General features: G+C 68.3%; 21 protein-coding genes. 7 read left to right on the forward strand and 14 right to left on the reverse strand.

The features are described from left to right. Positions 1-84 precede the first annotated feature (84 nt). The gene (gene coaBC, locus JF543_RS01015; protein ID WP_206822488.1) at positions 85-1,287 is read right to left on the reverse strand and encodes a bifunctional phosphopantothenoylcysteine decarboxylase/phosphopantothenate--cysteine ligase CoaBC; all 1,203 of its coding nucleotides are present in this window, start codon (positions 1,285-1,287) and stop codon (positions 85-87) included. 207 nt (positions 1,288-1,494) lie between these two features. Between coaBC and JF543_RS01020 the strand changes: the two genes are divergently transcribed. Further along, positions 1,495-2,193, forward strand: a complete 699-nt coding sequence (locus JF543_RS01020) for an NRDE family protein (RefSeq protein WP_206822489.1) — start codon at positions 1,495-1,497, stop codon at positions 2,191-2,193. Positions 2,194-2,288: 95 nt separating this feature from the next. Here JF543_RS01020 and JF543_RS01025 read toward each other — a convergent pair whose 3' ends face one another. Both JF543_RS01025 and JF543_RS01030 read right to left on the reverse strand, forming a co-directional pair. Further along, positions 2,289-3,911, reverse strand: coding sequence for a SulP family inorganic anion transporter (locus JF543_RS01025; RefSeq protein ID WP_206822490.1), 1,623 nt, complete (start codon positions 3,909-3,911; stop codon positions 2,289-2,291). Continuing rightward, positions 3,908-4,840: an HAD family hydrolase gene (locus JF543_RS01030; RefSeq protein WP_206822491.1), complete on the reverse strand. Its 933-nt coding sequence runs from the start codon at positions 4,838-4,840 to the stop codon at positions 3,908-3,910. The genes JF543_RS01025 and JF543_RS01030 overlap by 4 nt, the downstream gene beginning before the upstream one ends. A 95-nt stretch (positions 4,841-4,935) precedes the next feature. Here JF543_RS01030 and JF543_RS01035 point away from each other — a divergent pair, with 95 nt between their 5' ends. From JF543_RS01035 to JF543_RS01045, 3 genes are all read left to right on the forward strand, one after another. Beyond that, on the forward strand, positions 4,936-5,826 hold the full coding sequence (locus tag JF543_RS01035; protein ID WP_206824163.1) for a formylglycine-generating enzyme family protein: 891 nt from the start codon (positions 4,936-4,938) through the stop codon (positions 5,824-5,826). A gap of 112 nt (positions 5,827-5,938) precedes the next feature. Further along, entirely contained in the window at positions 5,939-8,260 is a 2,322-nt protein-coding gene (locus tag JF543_RS01040) for an arylsulfatase (protein ID WP_206550998.1), read from the forward strand. Positions 8,261-8,382: 122 nt separating this feature from the next. Next, positions 8,383-8,757 (forward strand): SHOCT domain-containing protein, encoded by a 375-nt coding sequence (locus JF543_RS01045; protein WP_179409727.1) that lies wholly within the window; start codon positions 8,383-8,385, stop codon positions 8,755-8,757. A gap of 48 nt (positions 8,758-8,805) precedes the next feature. Here JF543_RS01045 and JF543_RS01050 read toward each other — a convergent pair whose 3' ends face one another. Further along, on the reverse strand, positions 8,806-10,020 hold the full coding sequence (locus JF543_RS01050; RefSeq protein ID WP_206822492.1) for a glycosyltransferase: 1,215 nt from the start codon (positions 10,018-10,020) through the stop codon (positions 8,806-8,808). A gap of 155 nt (positions 10,021-10,175) precedes the next feature. Between JF543_RS01050 and JF543_RS01055 the strand changes: the two genes are divergently transcribed. Next, complete coding sequence (locus JF543_RS01055; RefSeq protein ID WP_206822493.1) at positions 10,176-10,760, forward strand: hypothetical protein; 585 nt, start codon at positions 10,176-10,178, stop codon at positions 10,758-10,760. A gap of 89 nt (positions 10,761-10,849) precedes the next feature. On the opposite strand, the gene JF543_RS01060 is transcribed toward JF543_RS01055, so the two are convergent. The 8 genes from JF543_RS01060 to JF543_RS01095 all read right to left on the reverse strand — a co-directional run bounded on the left by JF543_RS01060 (position 10,850) and on the right by JF543_RS01095 (position 20,021). Then, positions 10,850-12,481, reverse strand: coding sequence for a fucose isomerase (locus JF543_RS01060; RefSeq protein WP_206822494.1), 1,632 nt, complete (start codon positions 12,479-12,481; stop codon positions 10,850-10,852). A gap of 22 nt (positions 12,482-12,503) precedes the next feature. Then, on the reverse strand, positions 12,504-13,991 hold the full coding sequence (locus tag JF543_RS01065) for an FGGY-family carbohydrate kinase (protein ID WP_206822495.1): 1,488 nt from the start codon (positions 13,989-13,991) through the stop codon (positions 12,504-12,506). Between the two features lie 252 nt (positions 13,992-14,243). Next, positions 14,244-15,224, reverse strand: coding sequence for a substrate-binding domain-containing protein (locus JF543_RS01070; RefSeq protein WP_206822496.1), 981 nt, complete (start codon positions 15,222-15,224; stop codon positions 14,244-14,246). Between the two features lie 58 nt (positions 15,225-15,282). Next, positions 15,283-16,152 (reverse strand): dihydrodipicolinate synthase family protein, encoded by an 870-nt coding sequence (locus tag JF543_RS01075; protein WP_206822497.1) that lies wholly within the window; start codon positions 16,150-16,152, stop codon positions 15,283-15,285. Next, positions 16,149-17,771 carry a tripartite tricarboxylate transporter permease gene (locus JF543_RS01080; RefSeq protein ID WP_206822498.1) on the reverse strand — a complete coding sequence of 541 codons (1,623 nt, stop codon included), beginning with the start codon at positions 17,769-17,771 and terminating at the stop codon, positions 16,149-16,151. Before JF543_RS01080 ends, JF543_RS01075 begins: the two co-directional genes overlap by 4 nt. Beyond that, complete coding sequence (locus tag JF543_RS01085) at positions 17,768-18,286, reverse strand: tripartite tricarboxylate transporter TctB family protein (RefSeq protein ID WP_206821484.1); 519 nt, start codon at positions 18,284-18,286, stop codon at positions 17,768-17,770. The genes JF543_RS01080 and JF543_RS01085 overlap by 4 nt, the downstream gene beginning before the upstream one ends. Next, positions 18,286-19,251 carry a tripartite tricarboxylate transporter substrate binding protein gene (locus JF543_RS01090; RefSeq protein ID WP_206550990.1) on the reverse strand — a complete coding sequence of 322 codons (966 nt, stop codon included), beginning with the start codon at positions 19,249-19,251 and terminating at the stop codon, positions 18,286-18,288. The genes JF543_RS01085 and JF543_RS01090 overlap by 1 nt, the downstream gene beginning before the upstream one ends. A gap of 107 nt (positions 19,252-19,358) precedes the next feature. Next, positions 19,359-20,021: an FCD domain-containing protein gene (locus JF543_RS01095; RefSeq protein ID WP_206822499.1), complete on the reverse strand. Its 663-nt coding sequence runs from the start codon at positions 20,019-20,021 to the stop codon at positions 19,359-19,361. A 272-nt stretch (positions 20,022-20,293) separates the two neighbouring features. Between JF543_RS01095 and mgtE the strand changes: the two genes are divergently transcribed. Together mgtE and JF543_RS01105 are read left to right on the forward strand one after the other, a co-directional pair. Continuing rightward, on the forward strand, positions 20,294-21,652 hold the full coding sequence (mgtE, locus tag JF543_RS01100; protein WP_179409716.1) for a magnesium transporter: 1,359 nt from the start codon (positions 20,294-20,296) through the stop codon (positions 21,650-21,652). Between the two features lie 104 nt (positions 21,653-21,756). Continuing rightward, a complete protein-coding gene (locus JF543_RS01105; protein ID WP_206822500.1) occupies positions 21,757-23,340 on the forward strand; it encodes a cation:proton antiporter family protein in 1,584 nt (527 codons plus the stop codon). A gap of 13 nt (positions 23,341-23,353) precedes the next feature. Here JF543_RS01105 and JF543_RS01110 read toward each other — a convergent pair whose 3' ends face one another. Then, positions 23,354-23,806 (reverse strand): heat shock protein transcriptional repressor HspR, encoded by a 453-nt coding sequence (locus JF543_RS01110; RefSeq protein WP_179409714.1) that lies wholly within the window; start codon positions 23,804-23,806, stop codon positions 23,354-23,356. A 2-nt stretch (positions 23,807-23,808) separates the two neighbouring features. Then, positions 23,809-24,783: a DnaJ C-terminal domain-containing protein gene (locus JF543_RS01115; protein ID WP_206822501.1), complete on the reverse strand. Its 975-nt coding sequence runs from the start codon at positions 24,781-24,783 to the stop codon at positions 23,809-23,811. Positions 24,784-24,790 lie beyond the last annotated feature (7 nt).

Genomic DNA, 24,790 nt, shown 5'->3' on the forward strand with positions numbered 1-24,790 from the left:
CTGAGGAGACTCCTTAAAACTTGAGTGGGGTTGACTCAAGTTTACCCGGGCGTGTCGGAATCGGCAACCGAAGCCGGCCCGCCGTCACAGCCCGTCGGCGATGGCATCCCAGATCGCGTCGGCGACCACGCGCTTCGTGCCAGAGGCCGTCGCCAGCACCTCACCCTCGTCGCCGATGACGTGCACCGCGTTCTCGGCCGTCTCGAAGCCCCGCTGCCACCCGACCTCGTTGACCACGAGCAGGTCGGCCCCCTTGCGCTCACGCTTGCGGCGCGCACGGGCGAGCAGTTCTTCGTCGTCGCGCGGGGTCTCGGCGGCGAAGGCGACCACGAGCTGCCCGGGTCGGCGGCGGGCGGCGAGCCCGGCGACGATGTCCTCGGTCTCGACCAGTTCGATGCGTTCGAGGCCGCCGGACTCCTTGGTGAGCTTGCCCGCCGACACCTCGGCCGGGCGGTAGTCGGCGACCGCTGCAGCCATGACGATCACCGCGGCGTCATCTGAGACCGCGCGCATGAGCGCCGCGAGCTCGGCCGCCGTACCGACGTGCTCGGTGCGGATGAGCGGATGCTGCGCGGCATCCGCCAGCACGGACGCATCGATGTTCGCGGCCGCAAGCACCACTTCGGCGCCGCGGTCGGCGGCGGCGAGCGCGAGGGCGACCCCCTGCCGCCCGCTGGAACGATTGCCCAGGTACCGCACCGGGTCCAGCGGCTCTCGCGTGCCCCCTGCCGAGACGACGACGCGCAGCCCGTCGAGGTCGCGGTCGCCGATCAGCGCGAGGGCCCGTTCGATGATGTGCTCGGGTTCCAGCATCCGCCCCGGTCCGGAGTCGCCGCCGGTGAGTTCGCCGTCGTCGGGGCCGAGGATCGCGACACCGCGTGAGCGCAGGGTGGCGATGTTCGCCTGCGTCGCCGGATGCTGCCACATCTCGGTGTGCATCGCCGGGGCGACGGCGACCGGGGCCGTCGTCGCGAGCAGCGTGGTGCCGACCAGGTCGTCGGCGAGGCCCGCCGCCATCTTGGCGATCGTGTTCGCGGTGGCCGGTGCGACGATCACCAGGTCGGCGGCTTGTCCGAGCGCGACGTGTCGCACGCGGGCGACGTCCTCGTGCACGCTCGTGGTGACCTGGTTGCGGCTGATCGCCTCCCAGGTGGGCAGGCCGACGAACCGCAGCGCGTCTTCGGTGGGCACGACGGTCACCTCGTGGCCGGCCTTGATCAGCAGGCGCACCAGGTGCACCGTCTTATACGCGGCGATGCCGCCCGTGACTGCGACAACGATGTTCACGCCTCCGATTCTGCCCCACCCGCGCCGGCCGGGCATCCACGTCCGCTCGGCACCGCTGCACCCGACGGTCATACCGGCATCGCGTTCGCAACTCCGGAGAAACTTGCCGCTTGGGCCCGTTGCGGGCCTGTTGAGACCCGCACGCGGCAGATTCTCCGGAGTTGTGTACAGTCGGCCGGCGCACCGGGCGCCCATAGACTCGAGCTCATGTGCACCGTGGTGATCGACGTCGAGCCGGGGCAGGCGCGGTTGCTGGCCGTGCGCGATGAGGATCCGCAGCGGGATTGGGACGATCTGGGCACCTGGTGGCCCGAGCACTACCCGGGTGTGATCGGCATCCGCGATCGCCGTGCCGGTGGCGCGTGGTTGGCGTTCGACCCGACGACGCGGCGCCTGGCCGTACTGCTCAACCGGGCCGACCTCGTCGACCTGCCCGAGAGCGACCTGCGCTCGCGCGGCGGACTGGTGCTCGAGTCGGTCGCGGGCCGTTCGCCCGCCGCACCGGTGCGCACGCACGGATTCAACCTGCTCGAGGTGACGCCAGAGCACTCCCGCGTGCTCACCTGGGACGGCGCCGCGCTGCGCGAGACGCCGGTCGCACCCGGCGTGCACATGATCGCGCACGACGATCTCGACGACGAGGCGACGGCGCGGATCTCAGCGTGGCTGCCCCGATTCCGCGCCGAGGCGCGACAGACGGCGGATGCCACGGACTGGGCCTCTCATTGGGCCGGCCTGCTCGCCGATACGACGACGCTCGACCCGACCGATGACCGGGCGATCGTCCGCGATAACCGCGTACACGGCTATCCGACGTTGTCGCTGCTGTATTGCACGGCCGAGATCGGGGCGGGCGGCGCGGCTGTCGACTCGCACGTGCTGCCCACACCCGGCCACTGGCACTGATCCGCAGCACCACGAGCCGGCCAGCACCACGAGCCGGCCAGCACCACGAGCCAACCGCCCCGCGCCCACCCAAAGCCCACCGACCCCAGGTCGCCTCAGTCGCGCGCGGCGGCCTCCACGCTGTCGAAGACCCGCCCCTGCTCCTCCAGTCCGGCGAACCAGTCACCGCGGCGAGCCACCTCGGCGGCTCCGTCCGGAACGGCAGCCAGGCGCAGCTCGACGCCCGCCCCAGCCAGCTCGTCATCGAGCTCTCGCAGCGCGTCGAGCACGGTCACCGAGAGGGCGCGCTGCTGCGCCGCGTCGAGCACGAGCACGCGCAGCCCCGGCACGGCGGTGGCCGCATCGAGCACCGCGGACTCGTACGACAGCGCATTGGCTGTGTAGAGCGGTCCGTGCAGGTGCACGGTCAGCACACCGCCGCGGGGCTCATCGACCGCCAGCCGCACCTTGTTCAGCTCGCGCAGCACCACGACGAACGTGCCGATGACTCCGACGGCGACGGCCACGAGCAGCCCCGCGGTCAGTCCCACGGCGGTCGTCACCGCGGCAACCCAGAAGTCCGACCGGTTCAGCCGCCAGAGGCCGACCAGGCCGCGCACGTCAATCAGAGCGGCGACGGCGACGAAAACCAGCGCGGCGAGCACGGCCTGCGGCATGAGGCTGAGCACCGGCCCGAGAAACAGCGCGACGATCACCGCCATCGCGACCGTCACGAGGGCGGCCAGCTGCGAACGCGCACCGGCGGCTCGGTTCACCGCGCTCTGCGAGAACCCTCCCGCGGCGGGCAGCACCTGGAAGAACGCACCGACAGCATTGACCGCTCCGGCGGCGAACAGCTCGCGATTGCTCTCGATGGGCGGTTCGCCGGGGCGGCGGATGCTGCGCGCCACGGCACTGGATTCGAGGAACACCATCACAGCGATCGCAAACGCCCCGGGCACGAGCCCCGCCGCGTGTGCGAACGACGGAAGCTCGAACGGCGGCAGACCCTGCGGCACCGGATCGATCAACGCGACCCCGGCCTCGCGCAGCCCACTGAAGGCCATCAACGCGATGCCGACCGCGACGAGCACGAGCGGGCCCGGCACCTTCGGCGCGAAGCGCTTGAGCACCAGCAGCGCGATCACCGACCCGACCGACAGCAGCACGGTCGCTGTATTCGCGTCGGGCAGTGCCCGGATCGCGGCGAGGATCGCTCGGAGGAACCCTTCTGCCGACGGCTCGATGTTCTCGCCCAGCAGCTTGGGCAGCTGACCGATGGCGACGGTGGCCCCGACCCCGATCTGCACACCGAGGATGGTTGGCTTCGAGATGTACTCGACCAGACCGCCCAGTTTCAGCAACCGCGCCAGCAACAGGATCACCCCGACGATCAGCGTCAGTGCCATCAGGTCGGGGATCGGGTTCTCGGCATCGGCGGCGACGCCGGCCGTGAGCAGCGTCGTGGCGCTGAGCGTCGCGATGGTCGAGGTCGTCGACACGCTCATCGCGCGCGATCCGCCCAGCAGGGCGTACACGAGCATCGGCACCATGCAGGTGTACAGGCCGATCTGCACCGGCAGGTTCGCGATGGTCGCGTACGCCATCGCCTGGGGGATCACGACGGCGCCAGCCGACAGTCCGGCCACGATATCGGGACCGATCCACTCGCGCCGATATCCGCGCAGGGTGGGCGCGAGCCAGCTCAGCGCGGCAGGCCCGGAGGCCGGAGTGCTCATCCCTCACCCTGTGCGGGGAACACCTGCGACCAGTCGTCGGCGACGCTGATCACGGTGATGTCGTCGGCGGCGAGCGCCTGCTCGGCGCCCTTGTCGTACGGGGTGTCGCCGCGACCCGAGTGATCGTCGTGGTGCACCAGCAGCGCCAGTCCGCGCCGCGCCGTACCGTCGCCGACCGCGAACTGCAGCATGGGCAGGTCACCGTTCGCGTTGCCGGCGGCCAGCAGCGGGCGCCGTCCGGTGCGGCTCCAGATGCGCACCGGTTTGATGTGCCCGTCGTCGAGGTAGTCCAGGTTCGCCGAGTAGCGCACGGTGCGCGCCTCGGCGTCGTAGGTGAGGCCGTAGGCCGATCCGATGACTCGCTCCGGGGGGATGCCGTAGTACTCCTGCGTGATGCTGCGCATGAAGTCGCGTTCGCCGCCCGAGACGATGTAGCAGCTGAATCCGTGGTGCTCCAGATAGCGCAGCAGTTCGCGCATGGGCCGGTAGACGGCCCCCGAGAACGGGGTGCCGAGGGTGGGGTGGGTCGCGGTGCGGAAGAACTCCGCGACGGATGCCGCATACTCGGCCACCGGCATGCCGTCGGTCAGCCCGACCAGGGCTCCCAGCAGCACCTTCAGGTCGCTGTCGTCGCCGGCGTAGTGCTTCTCGACGGCGGCGCCGAGCCATCCGAGATCCCCGGTCGCGACGGCTCGGTATGGTTGCCGCTCAGCGAGCGAGGGGTCGCGTTTCAGCTCGGCGGCCCACTGCCCGATGATGTAGTCGAGCTGGATGATGACCGGCTTCTCGGACCACAGCGTGCCGTCGTTGTCGAACACGGCGATGCGCTCCTCGACCGGCACGGCGTCCGGGCCCGAGCTGACCGATTCGACGAAGTCGACGATCTTCTGACGGGTGACGGTGTCGTTCCATGAGGGCAGATGGGTCATGACGGCTCCTCCGGTCGTGTCTCTTGTGCATCCTGTCAGGCGCGGCGGCCGCGCGCGAGCATTACGGTGGTGACATGGCCGATGACTCACGTGAGATGGTGCTGATCCCGGCGGGCTCGTTCCGCATGGGGTCGGAGGAGTTCTATCCGGATGAGCGTCCGGTGCACGTGCGTGAGGTCGCGGCGTTCCGCATCGACCGCTTCGCGGTCACGAATGCCGACTACGCGCGCTTCGTCGACGAGACGGGTTACGTGACGGTCGCCGAGCGCCCCCTCGATCCCGCCCTGTACGCGGGGGTTGCGGCCGAGGACCGTGTGCCGGGCGCCATGGTGTTCACCCCGACGAAGGGGCCGGTCGACCTGCGCGACTGGCGCAATTGGTGGCGGTGGCAGCCCGGAGCGCACTGGCGTGCCCCGTTCGGTCCCGGCTCATCGATCGAGCGCCGCGCCGACCACCCGGTGGTGCACGTTGCGTTCGAGGATGCCACGGCCTATGCGACCTGGGCGGGCAAGCGTCTGCCCACCGAGGCCGAGCACGAGTACGCCGCCCGCGGGGGTGAGGACGGCGCCCGCTTCGCGTGGGGGCCCGATCCGTACCCGGGCGGACGTGCCCTGGCCAACTCGTGGCTGGGTCGCTTTCCGTACGACAGCCGAGGCGTCGGTGGCACCGCGCCGGTGGGCTCCTATCCCGAGAACGGCTACGGCCTGTTCGACATGATCGGCAACACGTGGGAGTGGACCAGCGACTACTACACGCCCCGCCACATCGTGCCCACCGACCGCCCCGTCGATGCCGGCAAGCGCCAGAATCTTCTCGCCGCGGGCAGCAAGGGAGAGGGTGAGCAGATCCCCCGACGGGTGCTCAAGGGCGGGTCGTTCCTGTGCTCTCCGGACTACTGCCTGCGGTTCCGTCCCGCGGCACGCTCACCACAGGCGGAGGACACCGGCATGTCGCATGTCGGGTTCCGACTGGCATCCGATCTCTGATCCCGGCGAGCGTCACCCGCCCCGGGTGACGCCCCTCCCCCGCTTCGCCCCCCTCTGACTAGCGTGATCCCCACGATGCGCGCGCTCCTGCGCGCCGTTCGAAGGGAGCACGATGACCAAGGAGTTCCGGGGCAAGATCGCCCTCGACGTCCGCGACTCGGTCGCCGACTGGGGCCCGTACGAGCGACCGAAGGCACCTGAGGGGGCGCCGAACATCCTCGTCATCCTGTACGACGACACCGGGATGGCCTCCTGGTCGCCGTACGGCGGCCGCATCAACATGCCCACGCTCGACCGGCTCGCCGCGAACGGGCTGACGTACACGCAGTGGCACACCACGGCGCTGTGCTCGCCGACCCGCTCGACGATGCTCACCGGCCGCAATCACCACGCCAACGGCTACGGCGTGATCACCGAGGCGACCAATGGCTTCCCCGGTGCTTCCGGCTACATCCCCGACGAGTGCGCGACCATCGGTCAGGTGCTGCAGCAGAACGGCTACTCCACCTTCTGGCTGGGCAAGAACCACAACGTGCCCGAAGAGGACGTCTCGACCGGTGGCAGCAAGCAGCAGTGGCCGCTGTCCATGGGCTTCGACCGCTTCTACGGCTTCCTCGGTGGCGAGACCAACAACTGGTACCCCGACCTGGTCGAGGACAACCACTTCATCGACCCGCCGGCCACGCCCGAGCAGGGGTACCACCTCTCGCAGGACCTCGCCGATCAGGCCATCCGCATGATCCGCGACCAGAACGCCTCGAACCCGTCCAAGCCCTGGTACACCTGGTTCTGCCCCGGCGCCAACCACGCACCGCACCACGCGCCGAAGGAGTACATCGATAAGTACAAGGGCGCCTTCGACGACGGGTACGACGCCTATCGCGAGTGGGTGCTCGGTCGCATGATCGAGCGCGGAATCCTGCCCGAGGGCACCGCCCTCACCCCCATCAACCCGATGCCCGACGACCAGGCGAACGCGGCCGACTACGTCAAGCCGTGGGACACGCTCTCGGATGACGAGAAGCGCCTGTTCGCCCGGATGGCCGAGGTCTTCGCCGGATTCAGCGAGTACACCGACGCGCAGATCGGCCGGGTCATCGACTACCTCGAGGACTCCGGCCAGCTCGAGAACACCCTCATCTTCTACTGCGCCGACAACGGCGCCTCGGGCGAGGGGTCGCCGGACGGCTCGGTGAACGAGAACAAGTTCTTCAACGGCTTCCCCGACGACCTGAAGGAGAACCTCGACAAGATCGGCGTGCTGGGCGGGCCCGAGACCTACAACCACTACCCCACCGGGTGGGCGACGGCGTTCTCGACCCCTTTCCAGATGTTCAAGCGCTACTCGCAGTTCTCGGGCGGCACGTGCGACCCGATGGTCATCCACTGGCCGGCCGGCATCACCGCCAAGGGAGAGATCCGGCACCAGTACCACCACTCGACCGACATCGTCGCGACCGTGCTCGATGTGATCGGCATCGAGATGCCCGAGGTGTTCCGCGGCGTCGAACAGCGACCACTCGACGGGGTGTCGATGAAGTACTCCTTCGACGCGCAGCCCGACGGGCCGACCGAGAAGAAGGTGCAGTACTACACGATGATCGGCACCCGCGGCATCTGGAAGGACGGGTGGAAGGCATCCGCGATCCATGCCCCGCTGACCGGCCACGGCCGGTTCGACGAAGACCGCTGGGAGCTCTACCACGTCGATGAGGACCGCTCCGAGTCGAATGACCTCGCCGCCTCCCACCCCGAGAAGCTGAAAGAGCTGATCGACACCTGGTTCTCCGAAGCCGAACGCAACCATGTGCTGCCACTGGATGACCGCTCGGCGCGCGACCAGCTGACGATCGAGCGGCCGCAGTCCGAACCGCCGCGTTCGCGGTATGTCTACTACCCGCACACCAGCGCGATCGCCGAGAGCGTCGCCGTGAACGTGCGCGGCCGCTCGTACAAGATCATCGCCGACGTCGACCTCGCGGCCGGCGACGAGGGAGTTCTGTTCGCGCACGGGTCGCGCTTCGGCGGGCATTCGCTGTTCATCAAGGACAATCGGCTCACCTACGTGTACAACTTCCTCGGTATTCCGCCCGAGCAGACTTTCACGTCGGGCGAGCTGACGCCGGGAAAGCACGCGCTGGGTATGGAGTTCATCCGAGAAGACGCGGGAGAGCACGGCGAGTCCCTCGGCACCTGCAAGCTGTACATCGATGACCAGGTCGTCGCCGAGGGACCGATGCGCGCTCAGGTGGGCAAGTTCTCGCTCGGTGGTGACGGGCTGTGCGTCGGCTACGACAACGGCGACCCGGTCAGCGCGCAGTACGCCAGTCCGTTCACGTTCACCGGCACGCTACTCGGTGTCGGCGTCGACGTCAGCGACGAGCAGTACCTCGACCTGGAACTGGAGGCGATGGCCGCTCTGGCACGCGAATAAGCACACCGACTGCAGACAGCGGCGCGCGTCTGCGCCATTATTGCTTTGTTGCCCGTGAAATCCCGATGATGAACGCATCGGGATCGCAGGCATCGCCGACTTTCCCAAGAAAGGAAAACACAATGGGGTTCTGGGATTTCTTCTGGTACATGATCTGGGCGTTCTTCTTCGTCGCCTATCTGATGGTGCTGTTCTCGATCATCGGTGACATCTTCCGCGACCATAAGCTCAACGGCTGGTTCAAGGCGATCTGGATCGCCTTCCTGATCTTCGTGCCGTTCCTCACCGCGCTGGTCTACCTGATCGCCCGCGGGCGGGGAATGGCCGAGCGCAGCGCCGCTTCGGCTCAGCAGGCGAAGGACGCGACCGACGCGTACATTCGTCAGGCGGCGGGAAAGAGCCCGTCGGATGAGATCGCCGATGCCGCGAAGCTGCTGACCGCAGGCACGATCACCACCGAGGAGTACGAGAAGCTCAAGGCCAAGGCTCTGGCCTGAGAATCGTCAGACACGAAGGGCGTCCGGTTGCTGCCGGGCGCCCTTTCGTCATGCCGGAAGCGGTTCGTCTCGGTAGAGCGCTTCGAACGTGTCGAGCGTGCGGTTGATGTCGTGCACGTTCACCCCGTCGAGCGATGCCCGTTGCATCCGCTCGTACTCCTCCGGCGCGGCGGTGAGCACGCGCGTGAGCTTGTCGACGAGGTCGTCGACGTTCCCCGGCTCGAACAGATAGCCGTTCTCGCCGTCGTGCACGAGGTGCGGCAGCGCGACGGCGTCGGCCCCGACGACGGGAAGAGCGGATGCCATCGCCTCCATCGTCACGATGGACTGCAGCTCGGCGATCGACGCGATCGCGAAGACCGATGACCGCGAGTACAGCTCGCGCAGCTGCTCATCGGACACCCGCCCGTGGAAGGTGACGCGGTCCGAGAGACCGAGCTGCGCGGTGAGCGCCTCGAGGGCCTTACGCTGATCGCCTCCGCCGGCGATGTCGAAGGTCACATCGAGAGCCGGGTCGAGCTTGGCCAGGGCGCGCAGCACGACATCGACGTGCTTCTCACCGGTGAGACGCCCGACGAACAGGATGCGGTTCTTCTCGCGCGGCCCGATCACCGGCGTGTAGTTGCGGCGGTCGATGCCGCACGAGATCGGTACGACGCCCTCGATGTCGATCGTGCTCTCGAGGAAGTCGGCGGCCCGGCGCGTCGGCGTCGTCACCGCGCGGGTCATGTCGAAGGTGCGCTCGGCGTCTTCCCACGCGAACTTCAGCACAATGCGGTTCAGGAAGTCGGGCATCGTGGTGTGGTCGAGGATGTTCTCGGCCATCACGTGATTCGTGGCGACGATCGGAATATCGCGCTGTCGTGCAATGCGGGCCAGGCCGCGGCCGATCACGATGTGCGACTGGATGTGCACCACGTCGGGCTGCACCGCCGTGAGCACCTTGCGCGCGTAGTGCTTCGAACGCCACGGCCAGATGAACCGCAGCCAGTCGTGCGGCAACCAGCGCACCGACGGAAGCCGGTGCATGGTCATCGGCTGCCCCTCGATGACCTCGGTGCGGGCGTCCGCGCGCCGGTAGCGGGTGTTCGGCGCGATCACGTGCACCTCGTGCCCCCGCTCGACCAGACCCGCCGCGAGACGCTCGGCGAAGCGGGCGGCCCCGTTGATGTCGGGGTAGAAGGTGTCGCATCCGATGAGGATCTTCAGAGGACGTCCGGAGTCGGCAGAGCCTGTCGAGTGGTCGTCGGAGGAGGATGTCACGAAGGATGCTGCCTATCTGTCGCTCAGGGCCGCATGGCGCGGCCGGGGCGCACGCCACTCTACCGGAGGGGGCTGTATCGTCCGGGGCGGCGAGCCGTAGCATCCGACACCCGCGCTCCCAGCGGGAAGCCGGGACGCTCGCGTAGCGTGGGAGCATGCGTCTGACTTCGTCTGCCGACTCCGAACTGTGGATGCCCGTGACCGGGTCGCTCGGGCTGCGCGGGCGCCGGCACCGCAAGGCCGCCGTGCGGATGCTGATGGCGCAGGCGAACGCATCGCTCGGCCACGACAGCCGACCCGGGTCTCGGGTCGGTGCGTGGCTGGCGAGCCAGGCGATCCCGCTGGCGATGCGCAAGGCCGACGGACGCGTGCTCGCCTGGACGTGGAAGGCCGATCCCGAGCTCGTCGTCGCCATGGCCATGTCGCAGGAGCTCACCCCGCAGCTGCGCATGGCACGGGCATCCATGCCCATGGAGTACGACGACACCGAGAACTTCCCCACCCCGCTCGGCGTCGGCGAAAAGCTGCTGATGCCGACGCCGCCGAACCCCGCATCGCCGCCGTCGGCGACGTACACGTGGGACACCGGCACGCACCTGATCACGCTCAACGCCGTCAGCGGCGACCGCGAGCGCTTCGGGACGGTCGAGCGGGCGCTGGATGACCTCGCGCGCAGCATCCGCATCGCCGATGACCTCACCGCGGGCGAGTCCGACGTTCTGCGCCTCCCCCCGGCCTGACCCGCCTTCTTCCCTCTATTTGTCACAAACCCGCGCTATCGGCGCCGTTCTGCCCGGGTTTGTGACGAATAGACGGGTGCGGAAGCGGGTCAGAGGCGGACGTCGCCCACCAGGTTGACCTTGATGCCCATGCCGTCGAACATCGCGGCCTTGGCGATCAGCGCCTTATCGGCCGTCTCGGCGTCAGGCGCGTACACGAGCTGGGCGTGGTTGGCCTTGTGCCGCGCCATGAACTGATCGCGGGTCTGCCCGTGCAACACCACGTGCGCAATCGGCCACTCGGGGTTGGTGGCGTCGTGGCGGCGCTGGGTCTCATCAGCAGGCAGGTCGATGACCGACGCGCGGAAGATGTCGGCCTGCAAGATGCCGTCGGCGATGAAAACCCGGCTCAGCACCACCTCTCCGGGCTTCGAGACCCCGTTGATGGTGGCCCCACCTGCAGGGAAGAACACGTGCCCCTGACGCCATCCCTCAGCCTTGTCCCAGCCGCCCAAGTGCGACGCGGGCACCGACCCCGAGATCTCATACGCCCACACGAACCGCCCGTCGTACTCCTCGCCCCAGCGCACGTCGTGCAGGGTGTTGTCGGGCACCAGTCCCATGGCCCGCCAGACGCGGTCGGTGACGAGTGCGTCGACGGCGACCCCCTCGTCGGCCTCGTTGAAGTGCGGGAACGCGCGGCCTTCGTGCAGCACGCGCGAACCGTCGCGCGAGGTGACCGGAGGACGCTCGGTGGAGTTGAGGATGCCCTCGGCGAGGTCGGATGCCGGCACCAGGTCTTTCAGTCCCTGCTGGTACTGGATGCCGACCGCGTCGAGCCCGAAGTCGTCGGCGATCCGCAGCGCGGCAATGTACATCTTCAGCTGCCACTGCACCTGGTCGCGCGTCAGTTCGGTGGCGGCATCCTCGCCGTACTTGAAGGTCATGCCCTGCGCGATCAGCCAGTCGTACGCGGCGTCGGCCTCGTCGTCAGTGACGCGCAGCATCTCGGCGTACAGCGCCGACTGGCTCAGGCGCTCCTTGTAGATGCCGGTGTGGTTGAGCAGTTCGTCGTCGAAGATGGCGTTGTACATGCCCATGCAGCCTTCGTCGAACACCCCGATGATGGCCTTGTCGGCGATGAGCTCGGCGGCGAGCGCCTGCCCGAGCTGCTTCTCGGGGCTGTCGGGAAGCTCGGGCAGCGGGCGCACGTGGGTGGCGTCGTGCACGATGGCACCGGTTTCGGTCCATTCGCGGATGCCGTCGGTGAACCAGGCGTCGGTGAAGTCCACCGACCAGGTGGTGGCGTAGGGCTTGTCCATCTTGGTGAGGCCGGCGTTCAATCCCAGCAGGCCGACGAGGCCGGGCCAGTCGCCCGCGAAGTTGGCGACGGTGAGGATGGGGCCCTGGTGGGTGCGCAGGCCGGCGAGCACGTGGTGTGAGTACTGCCAGTTCGCGATCGCGACGATGAGCGGTGCGTCAGTAGGGATGCTCTTGAAGATCTCCATGCCCATGCGCTGGCTCGAGATGAAGCCGTGGCCGGTCGCGGGGTCGACGCCGAACGGGCGGATGACGCTCCAACCGAGGTCTTCGAGCACGCCGGTGACGCCGGCTTCGAGCGCGACCTGGGTGGGCCAGCCGGCGACATTGGCCGACTCGCGCAGATCGCCCGAGGTGATGAGGTAGGCGGTCTTCGGGGCGGCCTGGGGTCGCGCGACCGGCGCGGGGAGGGTGTAGCTCATGTGATTCTCCGTTGTGAGGGGGTCAGAGGGCGCGTTGTACGGTGGCCAGTTCGTGCACGACGTCGCGGGTGCCGGCGTACAGCCGCTGGTATCGGTCGAACAACTCGTCGTAGACGGACTTGGCGGCAGGATCGGGCGTGATGGTCTCGGTGATCGGGTTCCAGGCGTCGATGCGCGGCTCCTGCCCGGCGGGTGCGGTGGCGGATGCTGCCAGGAACGCCGCACCGTAGCTGGCGCCGATGGTGGTGGCGGGAATCTGCTGCGCCAGTCCGGTGGCATCCGAGACGATCTGCAGCCAGAGGCGGCCCTGTGTGCCTCCGCCGACGGCGACGATGCGGCGGATGTCGGCTCCGGCGGCGCGCATGGTCTCGACGTTGTGGCGCACGCCGAGTGCGGTCGCTTCGAGTGCAGCGCGGTAGAGGTCGCCGCGTCCGTGACTGAGAGTGAGTCCGGCGATGACGCCGCGAGCATCCGGGTCTTGAATTGGGGTGCGCTCTCCGGCGAAGTAGGGCAGCATCAGCAGCCCTCGTGCGCCCGGGCCGGATGCTTCGGCCTCGGCGAGCAGCTGCGGATAGTCGGCGTCGGTGAGATCTTTGAGCCAGGCGGTGAGGGCGCCCGAGGTCGAGAGTCCGCCGGCGAGGTTGCGGGTGCCGGCGAAGGCGCCGGCCGTGGTCCACATCGAGGGGGTGCGCAGCGTCTGCGCTCCCGTCGCGATGAGGAACATGGTCGTGCCGTACATGAGCATCAGGTCGCCGTCGCCGTGGGCGCCGACGCTGACGGCTTCGCTCCATGCGTCGATGGTTCCGGTGATGACGGGGGTGCCCTCGGGGATGCCGGTGAGGGCGGATGCTGTCGCCGTCACCGTCCCGGCGATCTCACCCGCCCAGGCGAGCGGCGGCTGCTCGAGGCCGTCTGCGTACTGCTGCCACCAGGCGTCGTGCCAGCGCTCGTTCTCGATGTCGTAGAGCGGGGAGCCCTGGCTGGCCGACTGGTGGTCGAGCACGTAGGCCCCGGTGAGCTTGCGGGCCAGCCAGGATGCCGGCATGAACAGACGCTTCGCGCGTTGCCAGGCATCCGGGTCTTCGTCGGCGATCCAGGCGATCTTGGGACCGGCCGACTGCGAGGTGAGGGTCGAGCCCCCGATGCGGGTGATCTCTTCCGTGCCGAGTTCGTCGGTCATCCGGTCGATCTGCGCAGCGGCGCGGGTGTCGACGCCGTACAGGATGGCGGGACGCACGGGCTCGTCATGCTCGTCGGCGAGCAGCACGCAGGGACCCATGCCGCTCACTCCCAGAGCGGTGATCAGGGCGTCCGGGTGCGCTTGTCGCAGCTCGCGGCTGATCGCGACGAACTCGTCCCACCAGATGCGAGCATCCATCTCGACCCAGCCGCTGTGCGGGCGATCGACCTCGTGCGCGCGCGTGGCAGTCGCGAGGATCGTGCCGTCGTCGGCGACGAGCACGCCCTTGCTGCTCGACGTTCCGATGTCGACCCCGAGGGTGCAGCGCATGTGTCCTCCTTGATACGACAAGCTGAACCCAGCGTACGCGAAATCGATTTCAAGCGGCAAGTGCGGATGCGGACTCGCGGTGCCGCGTGCGTTCCGGTCGCACTTTCTCCCGGAACCGCGGTGCCGCGCGTGTTCAGGTCGCAGTTTCTCCCGTTTCGCTGCGCGTGAAGCGGGAGAAAGTGCGACCTGAACGGCATCCGCGGCGTGCCCGAGGGCGGCGCGTCAGAGGGCGGCACGTCAGCGGGTGGCGCGTCAGCGCCGGATGCTGGCGGGCTGCACCTCATCGCGCAGGACCACCGAACGGGCCGGCTGGTCATTCCCGCGGATGCGCTCGAGCAGCATCCGCGCGGCAGTGACCCCCATGCGACGGGCGGGAAGCCGCACGACGGTGACCGCGCTGGGCGACAGCGTGGTGAACGGCAGTGAACCGACGACCGCGACGCCGACAGCGGGAGGTGTGAGCCCATGCTCGGTGAGCACCTGGATCGCGCCGACGCCGATGAGGTTGTTGCTCGCGACGACGGCATCCGGGGGTTCGGACAGGGCGAGCAGCTCTTCCATCGCGGCCCTGCCGCCGTCGACACGGAAAGTCGAGACGCGCAGAAGCTCGGGGTCGACCGCGCGCTCGGCGGCGTCGAGGGCGTCGCGCCATCCCTCGGCGCGTTCCGCAGCGGTATCGATGTGCGTCGGTCCGCTGATGCACGCGATACGGCGATAGCCCGCGCGGATGAGCTCCTGTGTCGCAGCTTCGCCGGCGGCGCGGTTCGCCATCACCACGCCGTCGATGCCGTAGCCGGTGCCGCGGTCTACGGCCACGACGGGGCGTCCGGTGGCGAGGATCTCGTCGAGGTTCGTATGGTCAGATGCTGCTGCCAGGATCACCCCGGCCATGTTCTCGGCGATCGCAATGCGCAGGTAGGTCGATTCCTTCTCGACATCGGCGTCGGAGTTGCACAGCACCACCGAGTAGCCGGCCTCGCTCGCGGCATCCTCGACCCCTCGCGCCATCTCGGTGAAGTAGGGGTTCTCGATGTCGGGGATCACCAGGGCGATCACCTCGGAACTCTGCCTGCGCAGCGTGCGCGCCGCCCGGTTGGGCGTGAAGTTCAGCTGCTCCGCGGCCGCGCGCACCGCCTCGACCTTCTCGGGCGAGACGCTGGTGCCGTTGAACACCCGCGATACGGTCGCCGGTGAGACGCCGGCGCGCTTCGCGACGTCGTAGATCGTGGCCACGTGTTCCCCCTGAGCTCGCTGCTCACTCTAGCGCCGCACCCCCTCCCGCCACTCCCGTCTAGCCGTGCGCCGTTACGACCGCGGCAACCGCGGTACGCGCGTCGGCGTCGGGCTCGTCGAGTGCCATCCGACAGTACGCATCGGTGACGCCGAGCACACGGTACGCCTCCTTCATGCGCGCCATGTCGCCTCCGACGACCGAGACCACCTCGTCGACGGCGACCTGAGCGACGGCGACCGCGGCCGCATCACCGGATCGACCGGCCTCGGCGAGCGCCCGGAACGGCTTCGGCGTCACGGATGAGACCCCCGAGACGACGCCCTGTGCCCCCACCTCGACGGCCGCGATCAGATCCCGATCAGCGCCTGTGTAGAGCTCGAAGTCGGCGGGTACGACCGCCCGGTACGCAGCCAGATCCTCCAGGGAGAGCTCGCTGACCTTCGCGCCGACGACGTTGGGCAGTTGCGCCAGCCGCACGAGCAACTGCGGCGTGACGGGATTGCCGCTGCGCGCCGGGTAGACGTACACGTACAGGCGGCCGTCGCCGACAGCATCCGACACCGCACGGAAGTACTCGTACACCGCATCATCCGACGACCGCAGGTAGTAGGGCGTCAGCGCTGCGAACTCACGAGCACCCAGACCGCGAGCGATCCGCGTGAGCCGCACCGCCTCGAAAGCACTGGGACGACCGACGTGCACGATCACCCGCATCCGGTCGGCGAGTTCGTCGAGCGCCGCTGCGACGAGATCCGAGAACTCCTCGACGTCGACCGCGGGGAACTCCCCGGTCGTGCCGAGCACGAACGCCCCCTCGTTGCCCGACGCGGCGACGTATCGGAAGATCGCACGCGACCCCTCGAGATCGAGCGCTCCATCACGCCCGAAGGCGGTCGGGATCGCGGTGAGGATGTCATAGCGGGTCACTTCTTCTCCTTGGGGTTCTTCTTTTCAGTGCGCACGGTCGACGTGAGCAGGTCAGGATCGGCCGCGAGCTCGTCGTGGGCGTGCGCGATCTGCTCGAGGCTCTCGGTGTCGAGCACCGACTCGGCGAAGGATGCCCGTTCAGCGCGCGGTTTGCGGGCCGAACGGATCGCCGGCATCACGATCGAGAGCACGGCCAGCAGCAGCAGGGCGATCGCGATCGGGCTGACGACCTCGAAGAACGGCCGCGTCGGCAGAATCGCGAGCGTGCGCGCGAGGTTCTCTTCGGCGAGTGGTCCGAGCAACAACCCGAGCACGATCGGCCCGGCGGGTACCTGCATGCGCTTGAGCAGCACACCCAGCACACCGAAGACGAGCATGGTGATGACGGTCGAGAGGCTGTTCGAGGTGGCGTAAGTACCGATGATGCAGAAGATGAGGATGCCGCTCCACAGATACGGCTGCGGCACATCGAGCAGCTTGACCATGCCCTTCATGCGCACCAGGCTCAGTCCGAGCGCCAGCAGGGTGGCCACGAGCATGATGCCGACAATCGAGACGACCAGGTCGGGGCGGTCCGAGAACAGATTCGGCCCTGGGGTGATTCCCCAGATGATCATCGACCCGATCATCACCGCCATCACCGAGTCGCCGGGGATGCCGAGCGCCATGGTCGTGGTGAGCGAGCCGCCCAGCGTCGCGCTGGAGGCCGTGTCGGATGCCGCGACTCCCTCGATCGAGCCCTTACCGAAGGCGTCGGGGGTCTTCGACACCTTGCGCGCGCGTTCCCACCCGATGAGGCCGGCGATGTCGCCGCCGGCGGCGGGGATCAGGCCCACGCCGAGTCCGACAGCGCCGCCGACCGCGGTCGCTCTCCCGCTCTGCTTCAGTTCGCGCCGGTTGGGCCACCAGCGGCCCAGGCTGGAGATCGGTCGCGTGTGGTTCTTACGGTGAGTGAGCAGCTGATCGAAGAGCTCCGCGATGCCGAACAGGCCGATGATCACGGCGATGAAGTTCACGCCCTCGACGAGTTCGAGAAGCCCGAAGGTGAAGCGCTGGTCGGCTGTCGCCGAGTAGGTGCCCACCGTGCCGAGCATGAGTCCGAACAGGCCCGCGAGGATGCCCTTGAGCATCGATTTGGACGAGATGCCGATCATGATGGCGATGCCGAAGACCACCAGCGCGAACAGCTCCGGAGAACGGAAGTAGTCGCGGGCGAAATTCGCGATCGGCACGGCAGCGATCGCGAAGAGCACGAGGGATGCCAGGATGCCGATCGCCGAGGCGATTGCCGAGATGGTCAGGGCGAGCCCCGCACGCCCCTGCTTGGCCATCGGGTATCCGTCGAGTGTGGTGGCGATGGATGCCGGTGTGCCGGGGGTGTTGATGAGGATGGACGGCACTCGATCACCGAAGTTCGCGGTGACGTAGATCGTGAGCAGCACGGCCAGTCCCTGGACCGGCTCGAGCGTCATCGTGAACCCGGCCGCCAGTGCGACGGCCATTGTGGCGGTGATCCCGGGGAAGGCGCCGACCATGAATCCGAGCACGAGCCCGACGCCCATGTAGAGGACGATCGAGATGTCGAGAAGCGAGTTCACCCCGTCGATGATGGGAGTCATAGGGGGATCCTCAGAAGCATGCCGAAGACGACGTAGACGAATGCTGTCACCGCGGCGGAGTAGATGACGAGGCTCAGCCAGCGTCGGTGCCCGTACAGCAGCATGAGTCCGGCCATGAGCAGTCCGGCGGCGATCGGGAACACCTCGATGCGATAGCCGAACAGCACCACCGATCCAAGGGACCACACGGCGATGAACGCCCCCGCGATGACGATGGTGAGCACGACGCGCAGCACACCACCCGGCTGGATGCGTTCAACGTCATCGCGGGTCGGTGCGGGGCGAGTGAGGGCGACGACGAGGAGCACGATCGCGGTCGCGACGGCGGCGACCCCGATCACCGTCGGCCAGAAGCGGGCGTCGATCTGCCCTGGAGCGGCTTCGCGCCGCAACGGGATCTGCGTCGCCAGCAGCAGGTACCCCGCCGCGACCGCGAGGGCGACCGCGGCGAACACGACCTCCAGGGAGCGGGAGGGTGCCGCTCCCCGAAGGTCGGTGTCGACGACGTCGGTCATCAGCCGAGCAGTTCCTGGAACAGGTCGAACTGCTCGCCGACGAAGGTGGTCCACTCGGCCGAGTCGCGGTACACGACCAGGTTTCCGGCATCCTTCTGGAAGGCCTGGTACGAGTCCGACTCCACAGCTTGCTGCACCGCCGACTCGAGCGTCGCCTTCACGTCGTCAGGCAGACCCTTGGGGGCGTAGATCCCGCCCCATCCGCCGAACTCCACGGCCTCGCCGATCGCCTCTTCGACCGTCGGCACGTCGGCCGCATCGGGGTGGCGCTCGTCGTGCATGACAGCCAGGATGCGGACGGCCTCACCCTGGGCGAGTGCCTCGCCCAGCCCGGAGACGGCCGCGACGGTCTCGCCGGATGCCGCCGCGCCGACGGCGGTGGCGCCACCGTCGTAGGCGACCGGCGTGAACTCGGCACCGGTGGCGTCGGCGAGGCCGAGCGTCGCGGCCTCCCAGATCGACCCGGCTCCGGAGTTGGCGACCGTCACGGCACCCGCTTCAGCCTGGGCGACCAGGTCGTCAAGCGACTCGATTCCACTGTCGGCGCCGACGGTGACGACACCGGGTGCGAGCATGATCTGGCCCAGCAGGTCGTAGTTCTCTGGCAGTACGTCGGCGCCCTGAGTGGTGTTGAGCATGGCGATCTCGACCGGAGCGAAGCCGATCACGTACCCGTCGGCTTCCTGAGCGCCGACGAACTCCATGGCCAGCGCACCCGCGGCGCCGGGCATGTTCTCGGGGATCACGCTGACATCAAGAATGTTCTCGAGCTCGGATGCCAGTGCGCGGGACGACAGGTCGGAACCGCCGCCGGGGTTGGCCTGGATGATCAGACGGATGTCCTTGTCGGGGAAGGACGACGCGTCGCCGCCCTCTTCCACCGGGCTGCAGCCGGCCAGGACGAGCGCGGCTGCGGCGGCGGTTGCGATGGCGACCGTCGCGCGGGTCATGCGGATGCGGGGCATCTTTGCTCCTCGGGTACGGGGACCGACCCGGTTGTCGGCCTCCCCGACCGTATCAGTGTTGACTGTTAACAGTCAACGGCTAAGCCGAGCACCTATGCCACGACGCGTCATTCGGACATGGCGATCTCACTCAGCATCCGATCCCTCGCCCCGTCGAGGTGCGCCGTCAGCACGTCGGCGGCCTTCGCCGCGTCACCACTGCGCATGACGTCGAACAGCGCGACGTGATCGACGGCGGAGTCGTGCAGATCCGAATCGTGATTGATCGTCACATCGAGCAGCGCCGAGAACGTCGGCAGGTACTGGCGCCACGCGCCCTCGAGACGCGGGTGGTCGGCGAGTGCGTAGATCTGCGAGTGGAAGTCGAGGTCCGCGGCCGCGAAAGCGGTGTGATCCGAGGTCTCGGCAGCTTCGGTCATGCGGCGCACCGCGCGCGCCATCGTCTGCCACCGCGCGTCGTCCTCGACGCGGATCGCCCGCGAAAGCGCGAGCTGCTCGAGCGCCGCGCGCAGGCTGTAGAGCTGATCGACGTCATCGCGGGTGAGCCCGACGACGAACACCCCACGGGGCCGCTGGATGCGCACCAGCTTCTCAAAGCTCAGCTGCGTCAGCGCGTCGCGGATCGGTCCGCGGCTGACGTCGAACTCCTCAGCGAGCGCTTCTTCAGTGATGCGCTCGCCCGGAGCGAGGTCACCGCGCACGATCCGCTGGCGCAGCACGTTGGCGACCTGCGCCCCCAACGACTCACCGCGCTTGACTGTGTCGGCCACGCGTTCTCCTCTTGTTCACCTGAATCCTGTCAACTGTTGACAGGGTACAACCACAGGTGGCACCCATGATCACCACAAGTAGGCTGAGAGGCGCGGCGGTTCCTGGAACGCGCAACGCACAAGCCCCGAGTACGGAAAGCGAGGTGGTTCATCATGTCCGGTGACAGTCCGAGTCACAGACACGCTCCCCTTCTCGCTTTCGCACCGCCCGGCTGAGCGGCGCTTCGTCGCTGCGCGCCTGCCGGCCCCGGTGCCCTCCGCAAAGGCACATCATGACTCCGAAGCAGCTGCAGCACATCTCCGAGATCGCGGACGCGATCGAGCAGTCCATCGACCGCGGTGATCTCGCACAGGCATCCGCCGCACTCACTCCGATGCCGGTCCCCGAGATCGTCGAGCTCCTTGATCGGCTGTCCGTCGAGAACGCCGCGATCGTGTACCGACTTCTCGCGAAGGGCCGCGCGCTCGACGTGTTCGAGGCGCTCTCCCCCGGCACCCAGGGCGATCTGGTGCAGGCGATGCGCCATGCCGAGGTCGCCACCCTGTTCGCCGAGATGGATCCCGACGACCGTGTCTGGCTGCTCGATGAGCTGCCGGCGTCCGTCGCACCCCAGCTGCTGCGCGGACTGCCGCCGCATGAGCGCGAGTTGACGGCATCCGTCCTGGGCTACCCCGACAACGCGATCGGGCGCCGCATGAGCCCCGAGGTGGTCGTCACCCACCCGCAGCTGACCGTCGGCGAGACGATGCAGAGAGTGCGCGGTGCGCTCGATCACGCCGAGACGATCTACACGCTGCCGGTGACCGACGCGGGGCGCCGCGTGGTCGGCGTGGTGAGCCTGCGCGATCTGCTCGCGGCGGCGTCGGATGCCCGGATCGCCGACCTCATGGTCGACGCGCACGTCGCGAGTGCCGATGAGCACGCCGAGGCCGCCGCGCGCCGCGCGACGGACCTCGGGTTGCTGGCGCTGCCGATCGTGGACAGCGAGCAGCGCCTGGTGGGCGTGCTGACGATCGACGACGCGGCGCGCATCCTCAAGCAGGAGGAGAGTGAGGATGCTGCTCGCCAGGGCGGCGTCGAACCTCTGCGGCGCTCCTACCTGTCGACACCCGTCCGACGGCTCGTGCGCTCGCGCGTGGTGTGGCTGCTGGTGCTCGCGGTCGGCGCCACGCTGACGGTGCAGGTGCTCGACGCGTTCGAGGCGACGCTGGCGCAGATGACCGTGCTCGCACTGTTCGTGCCGCTGCTGATCGGCACGGGCGGCAATACCGGAAACCAGGCGGCGACCACCGTGACCCGCTCACTGGCGCTGGGCGAGATCACCCCGCGCGATGTGGGCAAAGTGCTCGTGCGCGAGATCTGCGTCGGTTTCAGCCTCGGCCTGTTGCTGGGACTGTTGGGGTTCGCTCTGGCGGGGCTCGCGTATGACTGGCATGTCGGTCTCGTGATCGGGCTGACGCTCATCGCGATCTGCACGGTTGCGGCTTCCATCGGCGGGATCATGCCGCTGATCGCGCGCGCGATCAAGGTCGACCCGGCCGTGTTCTCGAACCCGTTCATCACGACGTTCGTCGACGCGACCGGCCTGATCATCTACTTCCTGATCGCGAAGGCCGTGCTGGGCCTCTGACCCGCGCCCCTCCCCGCGCTCCCGGACGAGCGGAAGGGCGGGGCGATATTCTCGGTACAGATCGAAGCGGCGATCGCCAGCGTGCACCGAGCGAAGGAGCCAGCATGGAGCAGATCGTCTTGACGACGCTGACGGCGGCGGCGCTGGGCACCCTGGCGTACGCACTGCGCATCCCGCCGCTGGTGGGATTCCTCGGCGCGGGCTTTCTGCTGGGCGCCTTCGGCATGCAGCCCTTCCCCGGACTGGAGCAGATGGCCGACCTCGGTGTCGTGTTGCTACTGTTCACGATCGGCCTGAAGTTCGACCTGCGTTCTCTTCTGCGCCGTGAGGCCTACGGCACCGCGACCATCCACCTCGCGGTGCTCACCGTCATCAGCATGGGCACGGTCGGGCTGATCTCGGCCATCGCGCTGAGCTCACTCGACGGTGGATGGCGCGAAGCCGCGGTCGTCGGTTTCGCCCTGTCGTTCTCGTCGACCGTGCTGTGCGTGAAGGTTCTTGAAGAGCGCTCCGACGACGGCTCGTTCTACGGGCAGACGGCCATCGCCATCCTCGTCATGCAAGACATCATCGCCGTGGGCTTTCTGACCGCCAACTCCGACACCCCGCCGAGCCCCTGGGCACTGCTGCTCGTTCTGCTCGTTCCGCTGTCGTGGGTGCTGCGCCGGGTTCTCGATCGCCTCGGCCACGGCGAGCTACTGGTGCTGTTCGGTGTGGTCATGGCACTCGGCCCCGGCTACTTCGCGTTCAGCTCGGTCGGCCTGAAGGGTGATCTCGGTGCGCTCGTCGCCGGATTGCTGTTCTCGACGCACCCGCGCGCGATCGAGCTCTCGAAGTCGCTGTTCAGCATCAAGGAGCTCTTCTTGGTCGGGTTCTTCGTGATGATCGGCCTGAGCGCGAGCCCGACCTGGCTCGATCTGGGCATCGCGGCGCTGCTGTGCGTGGTGCTGCTGCCGATCACGTTCATCGGCTTCGTGCTGCTGGGCAGGATGTTCGGCCTGCGCAATCGCACCACGATCCGCACCAGCCTGGTGCTGAGCAACTTCTCGGAGTTCTCGATCATCGTCACGGCGGTCGGAGTCTCGACTGCCCTCGTCTCGGAGAAGTGGTTGACGATCGTCGCAGTGGCCGTGCCGCTGAGCATGGTCATCTCGTCGCTGGTGAACACACGCAGCCTCAATCTGACCGATCGGCTCAGCGCGTGGTTGCCCGAGCAGGATCCGCTCCGCTTGCGCGTGGCGGATCGCCCGATCGACACCAGCGATGCGGATGCTGTCGTGCTGGGCATGGGCCGGGTCGGCCGGGCGGCGTACACGCGCCTCGCCGAAGAGGGCGAGTTGCGGCCACTGGGCGTCGACAACGACCACCTCGTGGTGCAACGGCTGCTGGAGGATGGGTACAAGGTCGTCGAGGGTGATGCGACCGACCACGAGTTCTGGAACCGCATCGTGGCGGGCGGTTTCGTCCGGACCGTCGTGCTGGCGATGCCGATCCACGACTCGAACCTGTTCGCCCTGGAGCAGTTGCGTGCCGCGGGTTTCGACGGCCGTGTGTCGGCCGTCGCGCAGCATCCGGATCAGCTCGCGCATCTGGCGGGCGAGGGCGTGGGCGCGGTGGTGAACGTCTACGGCGGCGCGGGCGCCGCACTCGCGGACGCGACCCTCGAACTCCCCCTCGACGACGCTTGACGCGCGGCGCGAGTCAGGCCCCAGAGGGCTCGGATTCGGGGTCGTCGTCGTCGCGGCGGGAACGCGGATGCCACAGCACGACCTCTGTCGAACGACGGATCCGGCGGCCGGAGCCGACCGGAACGATCGACCCGGTGGCGCCGGCGGCGAACACGCGCACACCGGGCCGGTTCTCGCGCTCGGCGCGCAGCGCGCCCTCCAGTTCGACGACGCGACGCCGTAGCATCCGCACCTCGTCCTCCAGGTCGAGCAGGCGGGCGATGGCCGGCAGGCTCATCCCCTCGCTCGACAGCTGGGCGACCTCACGCAGCTGCTCGATGTTGCGCATCGAGTAGCGGCGCGAGCCGCCGCGGGTGCGGCCGGGCACCACCAGGCCGATGCGGTCGTACTGCCGCAGCGTCTGGGGGTGCATTCCGGCCAGCTCCGCGGCGACCGCGATCGCGAAGACGGGGGCGTCGGCGTCCATCGCTACTTCGCCTTCGCCATCAGGTCGGCGCGCGGGTTCTCCTTCGGCTCCAGGTCGTGGAAGCGCTGAAGAGCCTCACGGGCGGCGTCATCGAGGTGACTGGGCACGGCGACCTGAAGCTCGGCGAGCAGGTCTCCGGTGCCCTTCGACGAGACGATGCCACGGCCCTTGACCCGCAGCACGCGCCCGGAGGGCGTGCCGGGAGCGACCCGCAGCTTGACCGTCTCGCCGCCGAGCGTAGGCACCTCGATAGTGGCGCCGAGCGTCGCCTCGGTGAATGTCACCGGCACCGTCAGGCGCAGGTTGAGTCCGTCGCGGGTGAAGACCGGGTGCGGCCTGACCTTCACCTGCACGACGATGTCACCGTTCTCGCCGCCGTCCGGCGAGGGCCGGCCGCGGCCGCGCAGACGGATCTTCTGCCCGTCTGCGACCCCAGCCGGCACCTTCACCTTGAACGGCTTGCCGTCCTCGGCCTGCAGGGTGATGGTCTCACCCTTGGCCGCGGTGACGAAGTCGAGCGTCGTGCGGGCGGTGACATCGGCACCCTTCTGGGGGCCGCCGAATCCGCGGAACCCGCCGGACGGCTGACCGAACCGGCCCGAGCCGAACGATCCGCCGCCCTGCGAGAACATCGAGAAGATGTCGTCGAAGTCGGCCTGCTGGCCACCCTGTCCGAAACGACTGAAGACGTCTTCGAAACCGCCGGATGCCCCGGGTCCGGGCGCCGTGAAGCGCGCTCCCGAACCCATCGCACGGATCTCGTCGTACTCGCGACGCTGTTCGGCGTCGCTGAGCACGGCGTAGGCCTCACTGATCTCTTTGAACCGCGCCTCGGCCTTGGCATCACCCTGATTGGAGTCGGGGTGGTACTTGCGGGCGAGCTTGCGATAGGTCTTCTTGAGATCGGCATCCGAGACGTCCTTGCTGACGCCCAGTGTCTTGTAGAAGTCCTTGTCGAACCAATCCTGGCTGGCCACCTGTCAC

It is taken from the genome of Microbacterium esteraromaticum (assembly GCF_017303215.1).
GTDB lineage: Bacteria > Actinomycetota > Actinomycetes > Actinomycetales > Microbacteriaceae > Microbacterium > Microbacterium esteraromaticum_C.

What these genes read in the sequence shown, in the direction of transcription:
- JF543_RS01020 (WP_206822489.1), top strand. Translation starts at nt 1,495, where the DNA reads ATGTGCACCGTGGTGATCGACGTCGAGCCGGGGCAGGCGCGGTTGCTG.
- JF543_RS01025 (WP_206822490.1), bottom strand. Translation starts at nt 3,911, where the DNA reads ATGAGCACTCCGGCCTCCGGGCCTGCCGCGCTGAGCTGGCTCGCGCCC.
- JF543_RS01030 (WP_206822491.1), bottom strand. Translation starts at nt 4,840, where the DNA reads ATGACCCATCTGCCCTCATGGAACGACACCGTCACCCGTCAGAAGATC.
- JF543_RS01035 (WP_206824163.1), top strand. Translation starts at nt 4,936, where the DNA reads ATGGTGCTGATCCCGGCGGGCTCGTTCCGCATGGGGTCGGAGGAGTTC.
- JF543_RS01040 (WP_206550998.1), top strand. Translation starts at nt 5,939, where the DNA reads ATGACCAAGGAGTTCCGGGGCAAGATCGCCCTCGACGTCCGCGACTCG.
- JF543_RS01045 (WP_179409727.1), top strand. Translation starts at nt 8,383, where the DNA reads ATGGGGTTCTGGGATTTCTTCTGGTACATGATCTGGGCGTTCTTCTTC.
- JF543_RS01055 (WP_206822493.1), top strand. Translation starts at nt 10,176, where the DNA reads ATGCGTCTGACTTCGTCTGCCGACTCCGAACTGTGGATGCCCGTGACC.
- JF543_RS01060 (WP_206822494.1), bottom strand. Translation starts at nt 12,481, where the DNA reads ATGAGCTACACCCTCCCCGCGCCGGTCGCGCGACCCCAGGCCGCCCCG.
- JF543_RS01065 (WP_206822495.1), bottom strand. Translation starts at nt 13,991, where the DNA reads ATGCGCTGCACCCTCGGGGTCGACATCGGAACGTCGAGCAGCAAGGGC.
- JF543_RS01080 (WP_206822498.1), bottom strand. Translation starts at nt 17,771, where the DNA reads ATGACTCCCATCATCGACGGGGTGAACTCGCTTCTCGACATCTCGATC.
- JF543_RS01085 (WP_206821484.1), bottom strand. Translation starts at nt 18,286, where the DNA reads ATGACCGACGTCGTCGACACCGACCTTCGGGGAGCGGCACCCTCCCGC.
- JF543_RS01090 (WP_206550990.1), bottom strand. Translation starts at nt 19,251, where the DNA reads ATGCCCCGCATCCGCATGACCCGCGCGACGGTCGCCATCGCAACCGCC.
- mgtE (WP_179409716.1), top strand. Translation starts at nt 20,294, where the DNA reads ATGACTCCGAAGCAGCTGCAGCACATCTCCGAGATCGCGGACGCGATC.
- JF543_RS01105 (WP_206822500.1), top strand. Translation starts at nt 21,757, where the DNA reads ATGGAGCAGATCGTCTTGACGACGCTGACGGCGGCGGCGCTGGGCACC.
- JF543_RS01110 (WP_179409714.1), bottom strand. Translation starts at nt 23,806, where the DNA reads ATGGACGCCGACGCCCCCGTCTTCGCGATCGCGGTCGCCGCGGAGCTG.